Origin of the sequence: Kitasatospora sp. NBC_01539 (assembly GCF_045040525.1) — a bacterium.
In the GTDB taxonomy this organism is placed as follows: domain Bacteria; phylum Actinomycetota; class Actinomycetes; order Streptomycetales; family Streptomycetaceae; genus Kitasatospora.
This window is the reverse complement of the sequence record NZ_CP109390.1, coordinates 5685993-5709322: the sequence shown is the minus strand read 5'-3', so window position 1 is coordinate 5709322 and position 23330 is coordinate 5685993. Positions and strand designations below refer to the sequence as shown.

17 protein-coding genes and 3 rRNA genes are annotated in these 23330 nt (G+C 69.4%); 3 read left to right on the top strand and 17 right to left on the bottom strand.

Annotated features, from left to right (window positions below; translation table 11 throughout):
* Nucleotides 1-60: 60 nt before the first annotated feature.
* On the bottom strand, nt 61-828 hold the full coding sequence (locus tag OG335_RS24700; RefSeq protein WP_405013296.1) for a DUF3159 domain-containing protein: 768 nt from the start codon (nt 826-828) through the stop codon (nt 61-63).
* Nucleotides 825-1235 carry an OB-fold nucleic acid binding domain-containing protein gene (locus OG335_RS24695; RefSeq protein ID WP_405013295.1) on the bottom strand — a complete coding sequence of 137 codons (411 nt, stop codon included), beginning with the start codon at nt 1233-1235 and terminating at the stop codon, nt 825-827. Before OG335_RS24695 ends, OG335_RS24700 begins: the two co-directional genes overlap by 4 nt.
* A gap of 139 nt (nt 1236-1374) precedes the next feature.
* Here OG335_RS24695 and OG335_RS24690 point away from each other — a divergent pair, with 139 nt between their 5' ends.
* The 3 genes from OG335_RS24690 (at nt 1375) to OG335_RS24680 (ending at nt 5103) form a co-directional block, all read left to right on the top strand.
* The gene (locus OG335_RS24690) at nt 1375-2577 is read left to right on the top strand and encodes an ROK family protein (protein WP_405013294.1); all 1203 of its coding nucleotides are present in this window, start codon (nt 1375-1377) and stop codon (nt 2575-2577) included.
* Nucleotides 2578-2710: 133 nt separating this feature from the next.
* Nucleotides 2711-4042 (top strand): LLM class flavin-dependent oxidoreductase, encoded by a 1332-nt coding sequence (locus OG335_RS24685; RefSeq protein ID WP_405013293.1) that lies wholly within the window; start codon nt 2711-2713, stop codon nt 4040-4042.
* A 221-nt stretch (nt 4043-4263) separates the two neighbouring features.
* Nucleotides 4264-5103: a patatin-like phospholipase family protein gene (locus OG335_RS24680; RefSeq protein ID WP_405013292.1), complete on the top strand. Its 840-nt coding sequence runs from the start codon at nt 4264-4266 to the stop codon at nt 5101-5103.
* 113 nt (nt 5104-5216) lie between these two features.
* Here OG335_RS24680 and OG335_RS24675 read toward each other — a convergent pair whose 3' ends face one another.
* The 15 genes from OG335_RS24675 to OG335_RS24605 form a co-directional block, all read right to left on the bottom strand.
* Entirely contained in the window at nt 5217-6104 is an 888-nt protein-coding gene (locus OG335_RS24675; RefSeq protein WP_405013291.1) for a TauD/TfdA dioxygenase family protein, read from the bottom strand.
* 36 nt (nt 6105-6140) lie between these two features.
* The gene (locus tag OG335_RS24670) at nt 6141-6473 is read right to left on the bottom strand and encodes a 4Fe-4S dicluster domain-containing protein (RefSeq protein WP_405013290.1); all 333 of its coding nucleotides are present in this window, start codon (nt 6471-6473) and stop codon (nt 6141-6143) included.
* Complete coding sequence (locus OG335_RS24665) at nt 6470-8047, bottom strand: FAD-dependent oxidoreductase (protein ID WP_405013289.1); 1578 nt, start codon at nt 8045-8047, stop codon at nt 6470-6472. The genes OG335_RS24670 and OG335_RS24665 overlap by 4 nt, the downstream gene beginning before the upstream one ends.
* 8 nt (nt 8048-8055) lie before the next feature.
* Complete coding sequence (locus OG335_RS24660; protein ID WP_405013288.1) at nt 8056-9018, bottom strand: ABC transporter permease; 963 nt, start codon at nt 9016-9018, stop codon at nt 8056-8058.
* Nucleotides 9015-9821, bottom strand: coding sequence for an ABC transporter ATP-binding protein (locus tag OG335_RS24655; protein ID WP_405013287.1), 807 nt, complete (start codon nt 9819-9821; stop codon nt 9015-9017). Before OG335_RS24655 ends, OG335_RS24660 begins: the two co-directional genes overlap by 4 nt.
* A 3-nt stretch (nt 9822-9824) precedes the next feature.
* A complete protein-coding gene (locus OG335_RS24650; protein ID WP_405013286.1) occupies nt 9825-10868 on the bottom strand; it encodes an ABC transporter substrate-binding protein in 1044 nt (347 codons plus the stop codon).
* Between the two features lie 530 nt (nt 10869-11398).
* Nucleotides 11399-11515: ribosomal RNA gene (gene rrf / locus OG335_RS24645) — 5S ribosomal RNA — on the bottom strand.
* Between the two features lie 97 nt (nt 11516-11612).
* Nucleotides 11613-14721: ribosomal RNA gene (locus OG335_RS24640) — 23S ribosomal RNA — on the bottom strand.
* A gap of 280 nt (nt 14722-15001) precedes the next feature.
* Nucleotides 15002-16523 (bottom strand): 16S ribosomal RNA (locus tag OG335_RS24635).
* The 16S, 23S and 5S rRNA genes sit together here, the layout of an rRNA operon.
* Nucleotides 16524-16982: 459 nt before the next feature.
* On the bottom strand, nt 16983-18668 hold the full coding sequence (locus tag OG335_RS24630; RefSeq protein ID WP_405013285.1) for a ribonuclease J: 1686 nt from the start codon (nt 18666-18668) through the stop codon (nt 16983-16985).
* Nucleotides 18669-18837: 169 nt separating this feature from the next.
* The gene (gene dapA, locus OG335_RS24625; protein ID WP_405013284.1) at nt 18838-19737 is read right to left on the bottom strand and encodes a 4-hydroxy-tetrahydrodipicolinate synthase; all 900 of its coding nucleotides are present in this window, start codon (nt 19735-19737) and stop codon (nt 18838-18840) included.
* 229 nt (nt 19738-19966) lie between these two features.
* Nucleotides 19967-20695: an FAD-dependent thymidylate synthase gene (gene thyX / locus OG335_RS24620; RefSeq protein ID WP_405013283.1), complete on the bottom strand. Its 729-nt coding sequence runs from the start codon at nt 20693-20695 to the stop codon at nt 19967-19969.
* On the bottom strand, nt 20692-21153 hold the full coding sequence (locus OG335_RS24615) for a hypothetical protein (protein ID WP_405013282.1): 462 nt from the start codon (nt 21151-21153) through the stop codon (nt 20692-20694). The genes thyX and OG335_RS24615 overlap by 4 nt, the downstream gene beginning before the upstream one ends.
* A 7-nt stretch (nt 21154-21160) precedes the next feature.
* Entirely contained in the window at nt 21161-21907 is a 747-nt protein-coding gene (dapB, locus tag OG335_RS24610) for a 4-hydroxy-tetrahydrodipicolinate reductase (RefSeq protein WP_405013281.1), read from the bottom strand.
* Nucleotides 21904-23274: a M16 family metallopeptidase gene (locus OG335_RS24605; protein ID WP_405015515.1), complete on the bottom strand. Its 1371-nt coding sequence runs from the start codon at nt 23272-23274 to the stop codon at nt 21904-21906. The genes dapB and OG335_RS24605 overlap by 4 nt, the downstream gene beginning before the upstream one ends.
* Nucleotides 23275-23330 lie beyond the last annotated feature (56 nt).

Sequence of the window (23330 nt, the reverse complement as noted above, 5' to 3'; positions counted from 1 at the left end):
CGCACACGCGCGAGGGCCGTACCCGCCGGGTACGGCCCTCGCGTCGTTCGTCCTCCGCCGTCACTCGTCCTCGGCGATCTCCGCCTTGATCGGCGGCGGCGCCTTCAGCAGGATCTGCCAGGTCACCCACATCGCCAGCAGCATCGGCGGGATGCCGAGCGCGACCTTCAGCCAGCCCAGCAGGTTGACGTTGCCCGTGAAGTACAGCGGGAAGAGGATCAACGGCTTGACGCCCATGATCGCCACCCACGCCCAGGTCGCCTTGGTGTACGCCGCGAGCCGGCCCGGGTTCTGCCGGCGCCAGGTGAACATCTCGCCGGTGGGCGGGCCCAGGATCACGCCGACCAGCGGCCAGCGGACCAGCGCCGACACCGCCAGCGTCACGCAGTAGCCGACGCTGTAGAGCAGGCCGGGCAGGTAGAAGTTCTCCGCCTTGCCGGTCTTCATCGAGATCCACGCGCCGATCGCGACACCGAAGACGCCTCCGAACGCGTGCTGGATCGTCTCCCGCTTGAACAGCCGGATCACCACGAACAGCGCACTCAGACCGAGCGCCGACCACGCCGCCGTGGCCACCACGTGCGTCAGGTTGAACGCCACGATGAAGACCAGGCCGGGCAGGGTCATGTCGACCATGCCGCGGACACCGCCGAAGGCCTTCAGGACCGTCTCGGCCGCCTCCTTGGAGGCGGCGGCGTCCCGCGCCGCGGCCTCCTCGGCCGAACCGGGACCGGGCTCGGCCGTACCGGGGCCGGCCTGGGCCGGATCGATCCCGTCGGCCACGCCGACGGTGGGGGCGGCGGACTCGCCGCCGGGCAGGTTGCTCACGCGGATTCGCTCCCGTGTCCGACCGGACGCAGCTCATAGCGGGGGTTGAACAGCACGCGGCGCCCGCGTGCGTGACTGATCCGACCGGTGGCGATCAACCGCCGGCCGGTCTCTATGCCCACGATCGAGCGGCGGCCGAGCCAGACCACGTCCAGCGCGTCCGTACCGTCGAACAGCTCGGCCTCCAGGGCCGGCACACCCGCCCGGGGGCGGAGTGTCACGGTGCGCAGCGTCCCCGCCACGGTGACCACCTCACGGTCACCGCAGCTGGCGATCGGTGTGCATCCCGACTCGGCCGTGTCCTGGCGCAGTTCCTCCGCCTCCAGCTCCTCCGAGGAGGACGTCAGGCGGTTGATCATGCGTCGGAAGCGGCCCTGCGGCTGATCGCTGCGGATGTCACCACTCATGTCGGAAGGGTACCGGGTGGCGGGCCCCCGGCGGCAGGGTCGCAGGTCACAGCGGCCACGGCGGCGCCACCGCCGTCCGCCCGGGCCGCTTCACGCCGCCGCCACGCCCGTGCAACACCCCGCTGGGACCATCGACCGCATGCTCTCCCTGGTCGCCTCCCCCACGTTCGGACGCACCGCGCTGCCCGCCGAGGGCGGCGGCGCGGGCGCGGTGCTGCGGCAGGTCCTCGCCGGAGGGCCGATGACCCGCCCCGCGGTCGGCCTGGCCGCCGGGCTCAGCCCGGCCGCCGTCTCCCGGCACACCGCCGACCTCATCGCCCTCGGCCTGCTGCGCGAACTCCCCCCGCCCGACGGCCCGCCCCGCGCCGGCCGCCCACGGCTCCCCCTCGGCATCGACACCCGCCACCACCTCGCCTGCGGCGTGCACATCGGCGTGCCCTGGCTCACCTTCGCCCTGCTCGACCTGCGCGGCCGGGTCGTCGCCCACGAACGCATCCCCCGCCAGGGCGACGCCGACGAGGTCCTGCGCGCCGTCCGGGCCCACCTCCCCGGCTTCGCCGCCCGCCGCGCCGCCGGCCGCTCCCTGCTCGGCGTCGGCGTCGTCACCGGCGGCTGGGTCGACCCCGAGCGCGGCGTCGTCGTCGAACACGGCCCGCTCGGCTGGCACGACGTCCCCGTCCGCGAACGGCTCGCCGGGGTCACCCGGCTGCCCGTGCACGTCGACGGCCACGCCCGCGCCCTCGCCCGCGCCGAGCTGCTCTTCGGAGCCGGCCGCGAGGCCACCGACCTCGTGCAGCTCTTCGTCGGCAACGTCGTCGACGCCGCCATCGCCACCGGCGGCGAGGTGCTGCGCGGCCCGCGCTCCCGGGCCGGCGACATCGGCCACCTGCCCGTGCCCGGCTCCACCGAGCCGTGCCTCTGCGGCCGCACCGGCTGCCTCCAGGCCACCGTCTCCGACCGCACCCTCGCCCGCCGCGCGTACGAGCAGGGCATCGTCCCGCGGCCCGACCTCGACCTGCTGATCGCCCGCGCCGCCGTCGGCGACCGGTCCGCGCTCCGGCTGTTCGACGAACGGCTGCGGCTGATCGCACCCGCCGCCGCCCTCCTGCTGAACGTCCTCAACCCGGAGGTCCTCGTCGTCAGCGAGGCCGGCCTGGCCGTCGCGCCCGAGCTCGGCCGCACCCTCCACGCCCAGGTCCTCGCCCACTCGCGGCCCGAACCGGCGCCGCTCGTCGCCCCCGGTTCCTTCGGCCTCGACCTGCTGGCCGTCGCCGCCTGCGCCGGCGTGCTCGACAGCGCCTACCGGCGGCCCATGGAGCTGCGGACGGCACGGGCCTCCTGACCGGCAGGGGGACGTCGCGGCCGGGTCAACGCCGCATTAATTCCCCCGCCCCGCGAATCGTTGTCCGCCGCACGCACGGCCCGGAGGATGGCAGGAATCCTTCCCCTCCTCCTCCGAGCCGGAGCCCTCCGCCATGCCCGAGAACGACCGCCACCTGCACTTCAACCTCTTCCTCATGGGCGTCGGCCACCACGAGGCCGCCTGGCGCCACCCCCGTACCGACCCCGCGCAGGCCGCCGACGTCACGCACTTCCAGAACCTCGCCCGGCAGGCCGAGGCGGCGTCCTTCGACTCCGTGTTCCTCGCCGACGGCGTCGAGGCCCGTTCGGACGGCGGCTGGGGCCTGATCAGCCACTTCGAACCGTTCACCCTGCTGACCGCCCTCGCCGTGGTGACCGAGCGGATCGGCCTCATCGGCACCGTCTCCACCGGCTTCTCCGAGCCCTACAACCTGGCCCGGCAGTTCGCGTCCCTCGACCACATCAGCCGCGGACGCGCCGGCTGGAACATCGTCACCTCCGCCGGCGACCGCGCCGCCCAGAACTTCGGCCGCGACGCCAACCAGGAGCACGCCGTCCGCTACCGGCGGGCCGAGGAGTTCCTCGACGTCGTCACCGCCCTGTGGGACAGCTGGGAGGACGACGCGCTGCTGCTCGACCGGGCGTCCGGCGCCTTCGCCGACGCCGGTCGCGTGCACGAGATCGACCACACCGGCGAGCACTTCCGCGTCCGGGGGCCGCTGAACATCCCGCGCAGCCCGCAGGGCCACCCGCTGCTCGTCCAGGCCGGCTCCTCCGAGAACGGCCGCGGCTTCGCCGCCCGCTGGGCGGAGGCCGTGTTCACCGCCCAGCAGACGCTCGCCGAGGGGCAGTCCTTCTACGGCGACCTCAAGCGCCGGGCGGCCGCCGCCGGACGCGACCCGAACCTCGTCAAGATCCTCCCCGGCGTGGTGCCCGTCATCGGCTCCACCGAGGCCGAGGCCCGCCGCCTCGACGAGGAGCTCGACGGCCTGATCAGCCCCGACCGCGCCGTCTCGGTGCTCTCCGGCGTGCTCGGCGTCGACCTCGGCGACCACCCCCTGGACGCGCCGCTGCCGCCCCTCCCGCCCGTCACCGCGATCAACGGCGCCAAGAGCCGCTTCGAACTCATCCGCGACCTCGCCGAGCGCGACGGCCTGACGCTCCGGCAGCTCATCGGCCGGCTCGGCGGCGGCCGCGGCCACCAGGTGGCCGTCGGCACACCCGAGCAGGTCGCCGACCACATCGAGACCTGGTTCACGCAGGGCGCCGCGGACGGCTTCAACGTGATGCCGCCGATCCTCCCCGACGGCCTCACCGACTTCGTCGAGCAGGTGCTGCCGATCCTGCGCAAGCGCGGGCTCTTCCGCGAGGGGTACACCGGCCGCACGCTCCGCGAGCACTACGGCCTGCCGCGCCCGGCCGGCCGGTACACCGCCGCGGCGTGACCCGCGCCGTCCGGGGCGGTGCGGCCACCGGGACCGCACCGCCCTGCGGCATGCCCGCGCCCGGCCGGCCCGCCCCGGCCGTCCGGGCGCACACGGACGGCACGGACGGCACGGACGGCACGGACGGCACGAGCGGCACGAGCGCCGTGGAATCCCCTGCGCGGCCCGCACGTTGACCGTCCGTGGCGCGGCGCCGGGCCGCGCGAGGAGGGTGGCGGCGCATGACGGTACGACGGTCCCTGGTGCTGGGCGGCGGCGGCCTGGCGGGCATCGCCTGGCAGACGGGCGTGCTCGCCGCTCTCGCGGAGGAGGGGCTCACGGTGACGTCCGGGGCCGACCTCACGGTCGGCACCTCGGCGGGCGCCACGGTGGCCGCACAGCTCGCGAGCGGCCTCGGCCTGCCCGAGCTCTACCGCCGGCAGGCCGAACCCTCCCTGCAGAACACCGAACTCGCACCGGCGGCCTTCGACGCGGCCGCGCTGATGGAAACCTGGGCGGCGATCCTCGCCGACACCACCGACCCGGCCGAGGCCCGCCGCCGCGTCGGCGGACTGGCGCTCGCCGCGGACACCGTCCCCGAGGAGGCCCGCCGCGCGGTGATCGCCGACCGGCTGCCCGCGCACACCTGGCCGGACGGCAGGCTCGTGCTCGTCACCGTCGACGCCCACTCGGGCGAGGTCGTCCTCCTCGACCGGACGTCCGGGGTCGGCCTGGTCGACGCCGTGGCCGCCAGCTGCGCCGTCCCCGGGGTCTGGCCGCCCGTCACGATCGGCGCCGGCCGCTACGTCGACGGCGGGGTCCGCAGCTCCGTCAACGCCGACCTGGCCGACGGCGACCGGGTGCTGGTACTCGCGCCCCTGCCGGACGAGGCCCTCGCCGGGCAGCTCGCCGGGCTCGTCGCCGGCGGTGCCCGGGTGCTCCCCGTCACCCCGGACGAGGCCTCCGCGGCGGCCTTCGGGGCGAACCCGCTGGACCCGGCGGTCCGCACCCCCGCCGCCCGGGCCGGGCTCGCCCAGGGCCGCGGGATCGCCGCCGAGGCCCGGGAGATCTGGCAGGGCTGACCGCCCTCGCCAGGTAATCGCCGCCGGGTGACCGCCACCGGGTCCCGGACGTGGCGGTGCGCCGCAGGGCAGCAAGCCCTGCGGCGCACCTGCGTCGGCACCCGACCCGGGCGTCAGCCCGTGTAGTGCGCCGCGTCGTCGCCCTCGACGACGTAGCTCGGCTCGCCCGACACGGCGACCGGCACGTCGCCCGCGACGGTCACCCGGTGCAGGCGGCGCGGCAGGTCGTCGTAGTCGTCCGGCGCGTAGTGCTGGGTCGAGCGGTTGTCGAAGAGCACCACGTCGCCCACGGCCCAGCGCCACCGCACCACGTTCTCCGGCCGGGTGACGTACGACTGCAGGGTGCGCAGCAGGTCGAGCGAGGCACCGGAGGGCAGGCCGAGGATCCGCTCCGCGAACCCGCCGACGAACAGGCCCCGCTCGCCGCTCTCCGGGTGGACCCGCACGACCGGGTGGGCCGTGCGGTAGGTGCGCGACGTGAAGACCCGGCGGCGCTCGGCCTCCGCGTCGTCGAGCTCCTTGCCCTGGGCGTAGTCGTAGTCGTTGGTGTGCACGGCCCACAGCCGGTCGGCCAGGTCGCGCAGGGCGTCCGGGAGGTCCTGGTAGGCGGTCTGGGTGTTGGCGATCAGCGTGTTGCCGCCGTACGGCGGGACGACGAGGCTGCGCAGCGTGGACGCCTTCGGCGGCGTGCGGACGAACGTGACGTCGGTGTGCCACTGGTTGGCACGGCCGCCGTCCTCGCTGTCGACGGCGAGCACGTGCGGCTGCCCGTCGAGCGAGGGGACGGTCGGGTGGGCGGTGGTGAGCGGCCCGAAGTGGCCGGCGAACCGGGTCTGCCCCTCGTCGTCGAGGTGCTGGCCGCGGAAGAAGAGCGCCTTGTGGGCCACCAGCGCGTCGTTCAGCGCCGCCACGGTGGCGGTGTCGAGCGGGGCGGCGAGGTCGAGGCCGGTGATCTCGGCGCCGATCCGGCCGCCGACCTTGTGGATCTCGAATGCGGTCACGGTGTGCCTCTCTCAGGAGTCGCGGGAGGTGGGGCTTCAGGACGTGATGGGTGCGGTGCCGAGGGTCGGCCCGACGGCGAGCAGCGAGCCCGGGGTGCGGCCGTGTCCCCAGCCGATCAGGGCGCGGTAGCTGCCGAGCAGTCCGGCGTCGGCGAGTTGCTGCTCGTCCTGCGGACTGCGGTGGGTGGTGGGTGCGACGAACAGCGCGTCCACGGGGCAGTTGGCCTCGCAGTGGAAGCAGGTCTGGCAGTCGGCGTGCCGGGCGATGACCGGGATGCCGTCCGGGCCGCGGTCGAAGACGTCGGTCGGACAGACCTTGATGCAGCGGTCGCAGGCGATGCAGCGGTCGGCGGAGACGAGTTCGATCACGCGGGCTCCTTCAGGGGTCGGGTCCACACCTCGTCGAGGCCGCCGGTGGCGATCCGGTGGTGCTGGGCCGGGTCCTGCGCGGGGAAGTCCAGGCGGCGTGCCATGCCCCGGCTCTCGGTGCGGGCCAGCGCGGAGCGGTACATCCAGCGGGCGTTCGCGGCGAGCGCAGCCGCCTCGCGGGCCCGGACGGCGTCGCGGCCACTGCCGGACAGCCCGGCCCGGGCCGATCGCCAGGCGTCGTCCAGCACGTCCAGTGCGGCGGTGAGGGTGTCGCCGTGCCGCAGGTAGTTCTTGTCGTACGGCAGCACCTCGCCCTGCACGGTCGTGATCAGCTCGCGGTGGTCGATCCGGCCGGCCGGGCCGGTGGGCCGCAGTCCGGCGCCGCCCGTGCCCCGCACCGGCCGCGTGGCGGCCCTGGCGCCGAGCCCGGCCGCGTGGCGGGCGGCGCCCTGCCCGGCCCACGTGCCGGACGACATCGCCCAGGCCGCGTTGTGGCTGCCGCCGCCGGTGAAGCCGCCGCAGATCAGCTCGCGGGTGGCGGCGTCACCCGCCGCGTACAGGCCGGGCACCGTGGTTCGGCAGTCCTCGCCCGCGATCCGGATGCCGCCCGTGCCGCGCACGGTGCCCTCGGCGAGCAGTGTCACCGGGAACCGCTCGGTGAACGGGTCGATCCCGAGCCGGTCGAAGGTGAGGAAGAAGTTCGGCTGGGCGAGGCGCATCGCCTGCCGCGCGGAGGCGTCCGCGCGGTCGAGGGTGCAGTACACCCGGCCGGTCAGCAGCTCCCGGGCGATCACGGAGCGGCCGCCCTGGCTGGCGGCGCCCTCCAGCACCGTGCCGTCCTCCCGGTGGAAGGTGGCGAAGGAGTAGAAGGCGGTCTTGGTGACGGAGGTGTGCTCGGGGGCGATGCCGTAGGCGTTGGAGAACTCCATGCCGGAGAGCTCCGCGCCGACCTCGGCGGCGTACAGCGCACCGTCGCCGGTGTCGGTGTCCGTGCCGAGGGCCTTGCTGAGGAACGCGCAGCCGCCGGTCGCCAGCACGACGGCACGGGCGCGCACCCGGTACGCGTGCCCGGCCTGGCGGCGGTAGCCGGCCGCGCCGGCCACCGATCCGTCGGTGGCGGTGAGGAGTTCGGTGACCGGACTGTGGTCGAGGATCCGTACACCGGCACGGCGGACCCTGATGCGCATGCCGCGCATGTACGCCGGGCCCTGGAGGCCGTTGCGCAGCGGGCGTCCGTCCGGGCCGGTGGGGAACCGGTAACCTCCGCTCTCCGCGAGCTCGTTGATGTTGGCGAACGTCCGGTCGAGCACCCGGCCCATCCAGCCGCGATCGGCGAGGTACCCGCCGAGCTCCTCCCGGCTCGCCATCGCGGCCTCGCGGGCGGCGGGTTCGGGGGCGACGTACCAGACACCGGTGCCTCCGGCGGCGGTCGCCCCGCTGGTGCCGCAGTAGCCCTTGTCGGCGAGGACGACGTCGGCGCCGGCCCGTGCCGCGTCGAGCGCCGCCCAGGTGGCGGCCGGTCCGCCGCCCACCACCAGGACGTCCGCGGTGAGTTCGGCCGTTTCGGCGGTCACCGGGCCACTCAGCCGTTCACCGGTGCGCGCCAGGCCGTGAACCTGCGCTCAAGCCCGACGAGCAACTGGTTGAAGGCGACGCCGATCAGGGAGATCGTGACGATGCCGGCGTACATCTCCGGGATCGCGAAGTTGTACTGCGACGCGTTGATCAGGTAGCCCAGGCCCGCCTTGGCGCCGACCATCTCGGCCGCCACCAGGACGAGGATGGAGACCGCCCCTGCCAGCCGGATGCCGGTGAACACCGTCGGCACGGACGCCGGCAGGATCACCTTCTGGAACAGCCGCAGCGGCGACAGGTTGAGCGAACGGGCCAGCCGCAGCAGGGTCGGATCGACCGTGCGGACCGCGCTGATGGTGTTCAGCAGCACCGGCCAGATGCACGCGTACAGCACGATGGAGATCTTGGACGTCTCGCCGATCCCGAGGATCAGGACGAACACCGGCAGCAGGGCCAGCGCCGCGGTGTTGCGGAACAGTTCGAGCAGCGGGCTCAGCAGGTTCGCGACCGGCTTGTACCAGCCGATCAGCAGGCCGAGCGGTACCCCGATCAGCACGGAGAGGCCGAAGCCGCTCAGCGAACGCGTCAGGCTGGCCTGCGTGTTGGCGACCAGTTGCCCGTTGCCGAGGAGGCCGGTCCATGCGACGACCACCTCGCTGAACGGCGGCAGGAACGTCGGGTCGACGAGTTCCAGGCGCGGCGCGATCTCCCACAGCCCCAGCAGCAGGGCGATCGCCAGGCTCTTGGTGAGCCCGGTCAGCAGCACCGCCCGCAGGCGGCGCAGGCGGCGGAACCGTGCCGCAGGGGACGCCAGGGGCTGCGCGGCGGCCCGGGGCGCCGGGACGGCGGCGGTTGAGGCTGCGGAGGTCGGAGGCACCGCGTCGGCGGTCGGGCCGGACCGGGCGGGAACGGCGGGCGCCTTCGGCCTCGCCAGGACGGACGGAGCGGGCGGACTGACGTCGGTGCTCATGCGGCGCTGACCTCTTTCTCCAACTGCTGGGCCCTGCTGACCTCGTCGTGCAGCAGGTTCCAGATCTCGTGCCGGTAGCGGGCGAACTCGGGGCTGGAGCGCAGGTCGTGGACCGCGCCGCGGTCGCCCAGGTCGATCGGCACGACCTCCTTGACCCGTCCGGGCCGGGAGGTCAGCACCGCCACCCGCTGCCCGAGGTAGACGGCCTCCTCGATGCCGTGGGTGATGAAGACGACGGTCTTGCCGGTGCGCTCCCAGATCCGCCGCAGCTCGTCCTGCAGCGACTCCCGGGTCTGCGCGTCGAGTGCCGCGAACGGCTCGTCCATCAGCAGCACTTCGGGGTCGTAGGCAAGGCTGCGGGCGATCGCCACGCGCTGCTTCATGCCGCCGGAGAGCTCGTGCGGGTGGCGGTCCTCGAAGCCGTGCAGGCCCACGAGCTCCAGGTACTCCCTGGCCCGCGCGGCCCGCTTCCGGCGCGGCACGCCGATCGACTCCAGGCCGAACTCGACGTTGCCCTGCGCCGTACGCCACGGCAGCAGCGCGTACTGCTGGAACACGGTGGACCGGTCCGGGCCGGGCCCCGTGACCGGGCGGCCGTCGAGCAGGATCTCGCCGCCGTCCGGCTTGGTCAGGCCGCCCAGCAGGTCGAGCAGGGTGGACTTGCCGCAGCCGCTGGGCCCCACGATCACCGCGAACTCGCCCGGCGCGATGTCGAGGTCGACGGCGTCCAGGGCGGTGAACTCGCCACCCCCGCGGACGGTGAAGGTCTTGCTGACGGAACGGAAGGAGATTCCGGTGCTCATCGCTCAACTCCTGCTGGGAGACGGGGAGGTGGCAGCGGCTGCGGAGTAGCCGTTGAACTCGTTGGTGTACAGGTCGGACGCCTTCACCTGACCGGCCTTGATGTCGCCGTGCGCCACCAGCCAGTCGATCCAGGTCGCGAACTCCGCGTCGGTGACCCGGCCGCCGGTCTCGGCGACGCCGGCGGACTTCCAGTACTTCAGCGTCGCGGTGTCCTCGTTGCGGCCGCGCTTCTTGACGATCTCGACGCTCCGGGCGATGACCTCCTCGCGGGGGGTCGTCCTCGTCCACTCGATCGCCTTGGCGACACCCGTCACGAAGGCCCGCGCGGTGGTGGGGTTCTCCTTGAGGAAGCGCTTGGTGATCACGTAGGTGCCGGCGCTGAACTTGCCCAGCAGGTCGAAGTCGCTGAAGAGCGGACGGATCCCGCCCGTGGCGAGCGCCTTGTCGCGCAGGACGCCGCCGAGCACGCCGACCTCGATCTGCCGCTGCCGCAGCGCCTGTTCGGTGTTCACCGGCGGCACCACGATCGGCTCCACCTTGCCGATCTCCCCCGCCGTCAGCCCGTTGCGCTGGAGGTAGATGTCCAGCACGGCCTCGGCGTGGGCGCCCAGCGTGTTCATCCCGACCTTCTTGCCGAGCAGGTCGTGGGCGGAGTGGATCGGACTGTCCTGCAGCACGTAGTAGCCGTTGTACGCGGCCTCGTCGACGCCGTAGTAGCTGATCACGGCCTTCACCGGGGCCCCTGCGGCGATCAGCTTCACGACAGCGCCGTTGAAGGCGCCACCGAAGTCGATCTGACCTGTCGCCGCCGACTGGATGTCCTGCGGGCCGCTGATCGTGTTGCCGACCCACTCCAGCTTCACATCGCCGAAGTACCCGAGGTCCTCGGCGAGTTCGGGCAGGGTGACCTGGCCGGCCCAGCCCTGGTAGCGGAGCTTGCGCGTCTCGCCCGTGCCGCCCCCCGACGCGGTGGCCCGCCCGCAGGCGGCGGCGGCCGCCCCGACGGCGGCGAGGGCGAGGAACGAGCGGCGGGAGGTCGCGGACATGGCGGATCCTTTGCGGGGCGGCAGGAGAGACTCCCGGTCGGCAGCGGCGCCCGCAGAACGTGCACGGGGAGGGGACCGGCCGACGGGCAGGAGAGATGACGCGTGACGGGGTGCGCGGTACCGACCCGGGCTAAGCCGTCGAAGGGACGGCCCGGGCGGGGCGGCGGTCAGCGCGGATGGTGAGGGGAGCAGGGCGACGCGGCGGCGCGAGGGCCGTCAACGACAGACGGCACAGATCGCGCTCGCGTGACGTCGCAGATCGACGTACAGGCGGCCCACAAGGCTCTCGGACTGGCTCACGCTCCCAGCGTTCCAGCCGCCGGGTACCGGGTCAACGAATGTTCCCGGCCTGCAAGAAACCTGTCGTCGGGGGAAACACCCGGGCAGTACTCGGCTCCTGCGGCGGGCCGCCGGCCCTCGGCCATGGCACGCCGTGCAATGCCGCGCAATACCGTGCCCCGCCGGCAGAAACGTGCCGTAAACGCAGTGAAGCCCCCTCCCGGACGGGAGGGGGCTTGACTGGAATGATTGTTCGGCGGCGTCCTACTCTCCCACAGGGTCCCCCCTGCAGTACCATCGGCGCTACGAGGCTTAGCTTCCGGGTTCGGAATGTAACCGGGCGTTTCCCTCACGCTATGACCACCGAAACACTATGAAACTGTCACCACCCACCCGCGAACTCAGGACACAGCCTGGTGCGATGGGGGTCGTTGTTTCAGAACAACACAGTGGACGCGAGCAACTGAGGACAAGCCCTCGGCCTATTAGTACCGGTCAACTCCACCCCTTACAGGGCTTCCATATCCGGCCTATCAACCCAGTCGTCTACTGGGAGCCTTACCCTCTCAAGGAGGTGGGAGTGCTCATCTCGAAGCAGGCTTCCCGCTTAGATGCTTTCAGCGGTTATCCCTCCCGAACGTAGCCAACCAGCCATGCCCTTGGCAGGACAACTGGCACACCAGAGGTTCGTCCGTCCCGGTCCTCTCGTACTAGGGACAGCCCTTCTCAACACTCCTACGCGCACAGCGGATAGGGACCGAACTGTCTCACGACGTTCTAAACCCAGCTCGCGTACCGCTTTAATGGGCGAACAGCCCAACCCTTGGGACCTACTCCAGCCCCAGGATGCGACGAGCCGACATCGAGGTGCCAAACCATCCCGTCGATATGGACTCTTGGGGAAGATCAGCCTGTTATCCCCGGGGTACCTTTTATCCGTTGAGCGACGGCGCTTCCACAAGCCACCGCCGGATCACTAGTCCCTACTTTCGTACCTGCTCGACCCGTCAGTCTCACAGTCAAGCTCCCTTGTGCACTTACACTCAACACCTGATTGCCAACCAGGCTGAGGGAACCTTTGGGCGCCTCCGTTACTCTTTAGGAGGCAACCGCCCCAGTTAAACTACCCACCAGACACTGTCCCTGATCCGGATCACGGACCCAGGTTAGACATCCAGCACGACCAGAGTGGTATTTCAACGTCGACTCCACCATGACTGGCGTCACGGCTTCAAAGTCTCCCACCTATCCTACACAAGCCGAACCGAACACCAATATCAAGCTATAGTAAAGGTCCCGGGGTCTTTCCGTCCTGCTGCGCGAAACGAGCATCTTTACTCGTAATGCAATTTCACCGGGCCTGTGGTTGAGACAGTCGAGAAGTCGTTACGCCATTCGTGCAGGTCGGAACTTACCCGACAAGGAATTTCGCTACCTTAGGATGGTTATAGTTACCACCGCCGTTTACTGGCGCTTAAGTTCTCAGCTTCGCCCGACCGAAATCGGACTAACCGGTCCCCTTAACGTTCCAGCACCGGGCAGGCGTCAGTCCGTATACATCGCCTTACGGCTTCGCACGGACCTGTGTTTTTAGTAAACAGTCGCTTCTCGCTGGTCTCTGCGGCCACCCCCAGCTCAGAGTGCAAGACTCATCACCAGGAATGGCCCCCTTCTCCCGAAGTTACGGGGGCATTTTGCCGAGTTCCTTAACCACAGTTCACCCGAACGCCTCGGTATTCTCTACCTGACCACCTGAGTCGGTTTGGGGTACGGGCCGCCATGAAACTCGCTAGAGGCTTTTCTCGACAGCATAGGATCATCCACTTCACCACAATCGGCTCGGCATCAGGTCTCAGCCTTAATGAACGGCGGATTTGCCTACCGTTCGGCCTACACCCTTACCCCGGGACTACCACCGCCCGGGCTGGACTACCTTCCTGCGTCACCCCATCGCTCACCTACTACCCCGTTGGGTCACCGGCTCCACCACGTCCCATTGTCCGAAGACTCCGGGCCGGCTTCGCGGGCTTAGCATCAAGAGGTTCGACGTTGGCGCTTCAAAGCGGGTACGGGAATATCAACCCGTTGTCCATCGACTACGCCTGTCGGCCTCGCCTTAGGTCCCGACTTACCCTGGGCAGATCAGCTTGACCCAGGAACCCTTGGTCAATCGGCGCAAGAGTTTCCCACTCTTGTATCGCTACTCATGCCTGCATTCTCACTCGTGAACCGTCCACAACTGGATTCCTCCGCTGCTTCACCCGGCACACGACGCTCCCCTACCCATCCACAGCGCCGTTGGGCGTATTCTGTGAATGACACGACTTCGGTGGTGTGCTTGAGCCCCGCTACATTGTCGGCGCGGAATCACTTGACCAGTGAGCTATTACGCACTCTTTCAAGGGTGGCTGCTTCTAAGCCAACCTCCTGGTTGTCTCTGCGACTCCACATCCTTTCCCACTTAGCACACGCTTAGGGACCTTAGTCGGTGTTCTGGGCTGTTTCCCTCTCGACCATGGAGCTTATCCCCCACAGTCTCACTGCCGCGCTCTCACTTACCGGCATTCGGAGTTTGGCTAAGGTCAGTAACCCGTTGAGGCCCATCGCCTATCCAGTGCTCTACCTCCGGCAAGAAACACACGACGCTGCACCTAAATGCATTTCGGGGAGAACCAGCTATCACGGAGTTTGATTGGCCTTTCACCCCTAACCACAGGTCATCCCCCAGGTTTTCAACCCTGGTGGGTTCGGTCCTCCACACGGTCTTACCCGCGCTTCAACCTGCCCATGGCTAGATCACTCCGCTTCGGGTCTTGGGCATGCAACTATGACCGCCCTATTCGGACTCGCTTTCGCTACGGCTACCCCACACGGGTTAACCTCGCTACACACCGCAAACTCGCAGGCTCATTCTTCAAAAGGCACGCAGTCACACCCCACAAGGAGATGCCCCCACGGCTTGTAGGCACACGGTTTCAGGTACTATTTCACTCCGCTCCCGCGGTACTTTTCACCATTCCCTCACGGTACTATCCGCTATCGGTCACCAGGGAATATTTAGGCTTAGCGGGTGGTCCCGCCAGATTCACACGGGATTTCTCGGGCCCCGTGCTACTTGGGAGAAGCTCAAGCAAGCCGTACAGATTTCGTCTACGGGGGTCTTACCCTCTACGCCGGACCTTTCGCATGTCCTTCGACTACCCATACGGTTTCTGACTCGCCCAGCCGCCGGCAGACGACTGAAGAACTTTCCCACAACCCCGTCATGGCAACCCCTGCCGGGTCTCACACCATGCCGGTTTGGCCTCATCCGGTTTCGCTCGCCACTACTCCCGGAATCACGGTTGTTTTCTCTTCCTGCGGGTACTGAGATGTTTCACTTCCCCGCGTTCCCTCCACATACCCTATGTGTTCAGGTATGGGTGACAGCCCATGACGACTGCCGGGTTTCCCCATTCGGACACCCCCGGATCAAAGCTCGGTTGACAGCTCCCCGGGGCCTATCGCGGCCTCCCACGTCCTTCATCGGTTCCTGGTGCCAAGGCATCCACCGTGCGCCCTTAAAAACTTGGCCTACAGATGCTCGCGTCCACTGTGCAGTTCTCAAACAACGACCAGACACCCACCCTCCCACACCGAACGGTGCAGTCACGTGAGGCCGGCACCCAGAGGCAACAGCCAAACGGCCGTCCCCTCAGGACCCAACAGCGTGCCCGACCCGACCGGATCACCACCACGTTCCACGCCCCGAAGAGCAGTACTAGCAGTCGTCACCGACCGTGCCGAATAGTCAACGTTCCACCCATGAGCAACCGTGCGAGACATTCGCTCGCAAGCGGCTATGTGCTCCTTAGAAAGGAGGTGATCCAGCCGCACCTTCCGGTACGGCTACCTTGTTACGACTTCGTCCCAATCGCTGGTCCCACCTTCGACGGCTCCCTCCCAAGGGTTAGGCCACCGGCTTCGGGTGTTACCGACTTTCGTGACGTGACGGGCGGTGTGTACAAGGCCCGGGAACGTATTCACCGCAGCATGCTGATCTGCGATTACTAGCAACTCCAACTTCATGGGGTCGAGTTGCAGACCCCAATCCGAACTGAGGCCGGCTTTTTGGGATTCGCTCCGCCTCGCGGCATCGCAGCCCTTTGTACCGACCATTGTAGCACGTGTGCAGCCCAAGACATAAGGGGCATGATGATTTGACGTCGTCCCCACCTTCCTCCGAGTTGACCCCGGCAGTCTCCTGTGAGTCCCCATCACCCCGAAAGGCATGCTGGCAACACAGAACAAGGGTTGCGCTCGTTGCGGGACTTAACCCAACATCTCACGACACGAGCTGACGACAACCATGCACCACCTGTACACCGACCACAAGGGGGCGCCTATCTCTAGACGTTTCCGGCGTATGTCAAGCCTTGGTAAGGTTCTTCGCGTTGCGTCGAATTAAGCCACATGCTCCGCTGCTTGTGCGGGCCCCCGTCAATTCCTTTGAGTTTTAGCCTTGCGGCCGTACTCCCCAGGCGGGGAACTTAATGCGTTAGCTGCGGCACCGACGACGTGGAATGTCGCCAACACCTAGTTCCCAACGTTTACGGCGTGGACTACCAGGGTATCTAATCCTGTTCGCTCCCCACGCTTTCGCTCCTCAGCGTCAGTAATGGCCCAGAGATCCGCCTTCGCCACCGGTGTTCCTCCTGATATCTGCGCATTTCACCGCTACACCAGGAATTCCGATCTCCCCTACCACACTCTAGCCTGCCCGTATCGAATGCAGACCCGGGGTTAAGCCCCGGGCTTTCACATCCGACGCGACAGGCCGCCTACGAGCTCTTTACGCCCAATAATTCCGGACAACGCTCGCACCCTACGTATTACCGCGGCTGCTGGCACGTAGTTAGCCGGTGCTTCTTCTGCAGGTACCGTCACTTGCGCTTCTTCCCTGCTGAAAGAGGTTTACAACCCGAAGGCCGTCATCCCTCACGCGGCGTCGCTGCATCAGGCTTTCGCCCATTGTGCAATATTCCCCACTGCTGCCTCCCGTAGGAGTCTGGGCCGTGTCTCAGTCCCAGTGTGGCCGGTCGCCCTCTCAGGCCGGCTACCCGTCGTCGCCTTGGTAGGCCATTACCCCACCAACAAGCTGATAGGCCGCGGGCCCATCCTGCACCGCCGGAGCTTTACACCGTCAACCATGCGGAAGACGGTCATATCCGGTATTAGACCCCGTTTCCAGGGCTTGTCCCAGAGTGCAGGGCAGATTGCCCACGTGTTACTCACCCGTTCGCCACTGATCCACCCCGAAGGGCTTCACCGTTCGACTTGCATGTGTTAAGCACGCCGCCAGCGTTCGTCCTGAGCCAGGATCAAACTCTCCGTGAATGATTACCCGTCATCGGGTTCACACCCGCGTTGAGCGGCACGGCAACCCCCGGAATAGGGAGCCCCGCGCACTGCGTCCTCGCTGTGTTATTTACTACAAAAGGAATCTCCAACCCCGGAACAAGTCCGAGGCCGGGGATGTCAACATATCTGGCGTTGACTTTTGGCACGCTGTTGAGTTCTCAAGGAACGGACACTTCCTTCGGACCGCCTTCCAGCGGACCCTCCGGGTGTTTCGCTCTTTCGTGTTTCCAGCTTATCAGATGTTTTCCGCCCCGTTTTCCGGGGACTCTTTCATCGGATTTGCTTTTGCCTTTCGGCGCTCCCGAACTCTAGCAGAGTTTCTCCGCCGCATTTCCCGCTCCGAACTGAATTCGGAGGAGGTCTGCCCGGCGGTGGGGCAACTCGGAGAACATTACGCACCGAGTCGCCCCACGTCAAACCGGGGCCGGGCGGGCGTCAGACCTCGACGACGACCGGCAGGATCATCGGCCGGCGGCGGTAGTTGTCCGCCACCCACTTGCCGATGACCCGGCGCACCATCTGCTGCACCTGGCGGACCTCCAGCACGCCGTCGCCGGCGGAGCGCGTGAGCGCCTCCTCCAGCTTGGCGACGACGGGCACGAACGCGCTGTCGTCGATGCCGGAGCCGCGGGCCTGGATCGTCGGGCCGCTCACGATCTTGCCGTTGGTGGAGTCCACCACCACGAAGACCGAGATGAAGCCCTCCTCACCGAGGATGCGGCGGTCCTTGAGCGAGGCCTCGGTGATGTCGCCGACCGACGAGCCGTCGACGTAGACGTAGCCGGCCTGCACCTTGCCGACGATCCGCGCGACACCGTTCTCCAGGTCGACGCAGACGCCGTCCTCGGCGATGACCGTGCGCTCCTTCGGGATGCCGGTCTTGATGCCGAGGTCGGCGGCGGCCCGCAGGTGGCGCCACTCGCCGTGCACGGGCATCAGGTTGCGCGGACGGCAGATGTTGAAGAAGTACAGGAGCTCGCCGGCCGAGGCGTGGCCGGAGACGTGCACCTTGGCGTTGCCCTTGTGCACGACGTTGGCGCCCCAGCGGGTCAGGCCGTTGATCACGCGGTAGATCGCGGTCTCGTTGCCGGGGATCAGCGAGGACGCGAGGACGACGGTGTCGCCCTCGACGATGCGGATCTGGTGCTCCCGGTTGGCCATCCGCGACAGGGCGGCCATCGGCTCGCCCTGCGAGCCGGTACAGACGAGCACGACCTTGTCGTCCGGCAGGTCGTCCAGCGTCTTCACGTCGACGACGAGGTTGCCGGGCACCTTGAGGTAGCCGAGGTCGCGGGCGATGCCCATGTTGCGGACCATCGAGCGGCCGACGAACGCCACCTTGCGGTTGTGCTTGTGGGCGGCGTCCAGCACCTGCTGGATGCGGTGCACGTGGCTCGCGAACGAGGCGACGATGATCCGGCGCTTCGCGGTGCCGAAGACGTTGCCCAGCGCGGCGGAGATGTCCCGCTCGTGCGGGATGAAGCCGGGCACCTCGGCGTTGGTGGAGTCCACCAGCAGCAGGTCCATGCCCTCCTCCGCCAGCCTGGCGAAGGCGGGGAGGTCGGTGAGCCGGCCGTCCAGCGGCAGCTGGTCCATCTTGAAGTCGCCGGTGGCGACGACCATGCCCGCGGGCGTGCGGACGGCGACGGCCAGGGCGTCCGGGATGGAGTGGTTGACCGCGATGAACTCGCAGTCGAAGGGGCCGATGCGCTCGCGCTCGCCCTCCTTGACCTCCAGCACGTACGGGCGGATCCGGTGTTCGGCGAGCTTGGCCTCGATCAGGGCGAGGGTGAGCTTCGAGCCGATCAGCGGGATGTCCGGGTTCTCCCGGAGCAGGTACGGGACGGCGCCGATGTGGTCCTCGTGCCCGTGGGTCAGGACGATGCCGTCGATCTTGTCGAGGCGGTCCCGGATGTACGTGAAGTCCGGGAGGATCAGGTCGACGCCGGGCTGCTCGTCCTCGGGGAAGAGGACGCCGCAGTCGACGATCAGGATCCGGTCGCCGTACTCGAAGACGGTCATGTTGCGGCCGATCTCCCCGAGGCCGCCGAGCGGGGTGATGCGGAGGGCGCCCTGCTTCAGGGCAGGGGGCGCGCCGAGTTCGGGATGCGGGTGGCTCAAAAGACTCTCCTCACGACGCACGCCACATGCCCGGAAGGACCTCCCCCGGAGACATATGGCGTGCATCCATCGTCGGTTTCCTACGTACCAGGTGCCTCCGCGCCTTCGGTCCGGTCCAGCGGCAGGCCCTCGGGGGCCCGGCGAGCCGGGGCGCGCACGTCTCTGTCTGCTACAGGTGTACCCCGCCGTCGGCCAGATCCTGCTTCAGTCGCGCAATCTCCTCGGGCGTGGCGGACACCAGCGGCAGGCGCAGCGGGCCGACGGGGTGTCCCAGCAGCTCGAGTGCGGCCTTGGTGAGGATCACGCCCTGGGTGCGGAAGATACCGCTGAAGACGGGCAGCAGGCTCTGGTGGACGGCGGTGGCCTTGGCGGTGTCGCCCGCGGTGAAGGCGTCGACCAGGGCCCTCAGCTCGGGGGTGACGAGGTGGCTGACCACGCTGACCACGCCGACGGCTCCGACCGAGAGGAGCGGCAGGGTCAGGATGTCGTCGCCGGAGTACCAGGCGAGCCCGGAACGCGCGATCGCCCAGGAGGCGGCGCCGACGTCGCCCTTGGCGTCCTTGTTGGCGACGATCCGGGGGTGCTCGCCGAGCCGGACCAGCGTCTCGTGGCTCAGCGCGACACCGCTGCGGCCCGGGATGTCGTACAGCATGACCGGCAGGCCGGTGGCGTCCGCGAGGGCGACGGTGTGCCGGTACAGGCCCTCCTGCGGGGGCTTGCTGTAGTACGGCGTGACCGAGAGCAGGCCGTGGGCGCCGGCGGCCTCGGCCTGGCGGGCCAGCTCGACGCTGTGGCGGGTGTCGTTGGTGCCGACGCCGGCGATGATGTGCGCGCGGTCCCCGACCGCCTCCACCACGGCACGGACCAGCTGGGCCTTCTCGGCGTCGCTGGTGGTCGGGGACTCGCCGGTGGTGCCGTTGAGCACGAGACCGTCGTTGCCGGCATCCACGAGGTGGGCGGCGAGGCGCTGCGCGCCGTCGAGGTCGAGGCCACCGTCGGCGGTGAACGGGGTGACCATCGCGGTCAGGACCCGGCCGAAGGGCGTCTGGGGGGTGGAGGTCGGAGCCATGTGTCCAAAACTACTCGTAGGCCACTGGGGGGCGGTCACGCCGGTCCACGGTTCGGACAGAATCCGGGGCGGCCGGCGGCGGGCCGGAGGGAGCCGAGCATGGGATTCCGGTGCTGCCCGCTCGGGGGTTCGGGCAGCACCGGGATCCGTGTTCCGAGCGTAGGGAGCGCCCGGAACGCCCGCAATCCGGACATCTCGGGCGCACCGCCCGTATGCCTGTCGTCCCAGGTCAGGGGGCGACCCGGCCGTGCTTCTCGAAGGCCGCATGGGTGAGCGGCATGAGCTCGGCCCACTTCGCCTCCATCCGCTCGGCGACCATCTCGATCTCCCGCTGCGGGAAGGACGGCACCGTCGCGTTGTCCCGCTTGGTGCGGAGCGAGAGGAAGTGCATCAGCGAGCGAGCGTTGCAGGTCGCGTACATCGACGAGAACAGGCCGACGGGGAGCACGGCGCGGGCGACCTCGCGGGCCACGCCGGCGTCGAGCATCTCCTGGTACGCCCGGTAGGAGGCGCGGTACGACTCCTCCATCGCCGCGGTGGTCACCCGGTGCTGCTCGGGGGTGCCCTCCACGAACTCGTACCTGCCGGGACGGCCCTGCTGGACGAGCTTGCGCCCGGCGTCCGGCACGTAGAAGACCGGCTGCAGCTCGCGGTAGCGGCCGGACTCCTCGTTGTACGACCATCCGCTGCGGTGGCGGTGGAACTCGCGGAACACGAAGATCGGCGCGCTGATCAGGAAGGTCATCGAGTTGTGCTCGAACGGGGTGCCGTGGCGGTCGCGCATCAGGTAGTTGATGAGGCCTTCCGAGCGCGCCGGGTCCTGGCCGACGGCCTCGATGGACTGCTCGCCCGCGGTGGAGACCCGGGCCGCCCAGAGCACGTCGGTGTCGGTGGCGGCGCTTCGGACGAGTTCGACCGTGACGTCGCTGCGGAACGTGGGGGCGGTGCCGTCGGTCACGCGGTGCTCCTCGTGTCGAGAGTGGTGCTGTGCAGCTTGATGGCGTGGTGCATGGCCTTGCGGGCGCGCGGGGTGTCCCCGGCGTCGGCGTAGGCCACGGCGAGGCGGAAGAAGACCCGCCAGTCCCCGGGGGCGGCCTCCGCCTCGGTCTTGCGGCGGGCGAAGACCTCGTCGGCGGAGGCCCGGTCGATGCGGCCGCCGGTGGTGCGGCGGAGCTCGTCCACGGGGAGGCCGCCCTCGGCCTCCAGCTCGCGGGCGAGCTGCTCGCTCGCCCGGCCGAAGCGGACGGTCTGGAGGAGGAACCAGACCCCGATCGGCGGGATGACGAAGGCGCACACGCCCATGCCGATGCCGAGCGGCTTGCCGGTCGCGATGAGCTGGACGCCCTCGCCCACGCAGAGCAGGGAGACCAGCAGCAGGGCCGCGGCGAGCAGGAAGAAGCCGGTACGGGAGGTCATGCGGGGCTCACAGGTCCAGGAAGTGTTCGAGGCCGAGGGTGAGCCCGGGTGTGTCGACGACCTTGCGGACACCGAGCAGGATGCCGGGCATGAAGCAGCTGTGGTGCAGCGAGTCGTGCCGGATGGTGAGCGTCTCGCCGGCGTCGCCCAGCAGCACCTCCTGGTGCGCGAGGAGGCCGCGCAGCCGTACGGAGTGCACCGGGACGCCGTCCACGTCGGCGCCGCGGGCGCCGTCGAGACCGTGGGTGGTGGGGTCGGTCTGCCGGGGCAGGCCGGCGGCGTCGCGGGCGGCGGCGATGAGCTGGGCGGTGCGGGTCGCGGTGCCGCTGGGGGCGTCGGCCTTGTTGTTGTGGTGCAGCTCGACGACCTCGACGGTCTCGAAGTACTTCGCGGCCGCCTGGGCGAACTGCATCGACAGCACGGCGCCGATGGAGAAGTTCGGGGCGATCAGGAGGCCCGTGCCGGGCGCGTCGGCGAGCAGGGCTCGCACGGTCGCGAGGCGCTCGTCCGTCCAGCCGGTGGTGCCGGTGACGACGTGCAGGCCGTTGCGGAGGCAGAAGTCCAGGTTGCCCATCACCGCGTCGGGGTGGGTCAGCTCGACGACGACCTGCGCCCCCGCCCCGGTGAGCTCGGTGAGCTCGGACTTGCTGTTCAGTGCGGCGACCAGCTCCAGGTCGGCGGCGGCCTCGACGGCCCTGACGGCCTCCGAGCCGATCCTCCCGGTGGCGCCGATCACGGCGACGCGCAGAGTCATGCGGTTTCCTCCTGGGCGAGCTGGGCGGCGATCGCCGCCGCCCGCTTGTCGTTGACCGGGCCGATCAGCGCGAGCGACGGCCGGTACGCCCCCAGCACATCACGGGCCACCGCGTGGACGTCCTCCAGAGTCACCGCCGCTATCCGCCCGAGCATCTCGTCGACGGAGAGGTGGGTGCCGTAGGCGATCTCGGCCTTGCCGATGCGGTTCATCAGCGAGCCGGTGTCCTCCATGCCGAGCACGGTGGAACCGGAGATCTGACCGATGGCGCGGTGCAGCTCCTCCTCGGTGATGCCGTCGGCGACGACCTTGGCCAGCTCCCGGCGGCAGATGCCGAGCACCTCCTCGACCCGCTTGGGCTGGCAGCCGGCGTAGATGCCGAAGATGCCGCTGTCGGCGTACGAGGACGAGTAGGAGTAGACCGAGTACGCGAGGCCGCGCTTCTCCCGGACCTCCTGGAAGAGCCGGGAGCTCATGCCGCCGCCCAGGGCGGCGTTGAGGACGCCCATGGCCCAGCGGCGCTCGTCGTGCCGGGGCACGCCGGGGACGCCGAGCACGAGGTGGGCCTGCTCGGTGGGCCGGTTGAGCACCTCGGTGCGGCCCGCCGTGCGCACGGTCTTGACGCCGCGGCGCACCTCGGCGGGGTGTCCCTCGGACTTCGCGAGGACGGCGGCGAACGCCTCCTCGACGAGCTTGACGACCTTGCGGTGGTCGAGGTTGCCGGCGGCGGCGACGACCAGGTGCTCCGGCTTGTAGCGGCGGCGGTAGAAGCCGGCGATCTGGTCGCGGGTGAGGTTGGTGACGGTCTCCTCGGTGCCCAGGATGGGGCGGCCGAGCGGGCCGGTGCCGTAGATCACCTTGGCGAAGAGGTCGTGCACGACGTCGCCCGGGTCGTCCTCGGCCATCGCCATCTCCTCGAGGATGACGCCGCGCTCGGCGTCGACGTCCTCGGGGCGGATCAGCGAGCCGGTGAGCATGTCGCAGACCACGTCGATGGCGAGCGGGAGGTCGGTGTCGAGCACCCGCGCGTAGTAGCAGGTGTTCTCCTTGGCGGTGAACGCGTTCATCTCGCCGCCGACCGCGTCGAGCGCGGCCGAGATCTCCAGGGCGCTGCGCCGGGCGGTGCCCTTGAAGAGCAGGTGCTCCAGGTAGTGGGTCGCGCCGTTGAGGACCGGTGTCTCGTCCCGGGAGCCGACGCCGACCCAGATGCCGAAGGTTGCGGAGCGGACCGTCGGGAGGGTCTCGGTGACGACCCGCAGGCCGCCGGGGAGGACGGTGCGGCGGACGGTGCCGGCGCCGTCGACGCCCTTCAGCAGGGTCCGGGTCGTGCCGGGGCGCTGCTTCGCCGCGGGGGCCTGAGCCACCAGGTGTACCTCTCAGATCGGGGAAGAACAGGGTGCGGCCCGCACGCCGCGAGGGGCGT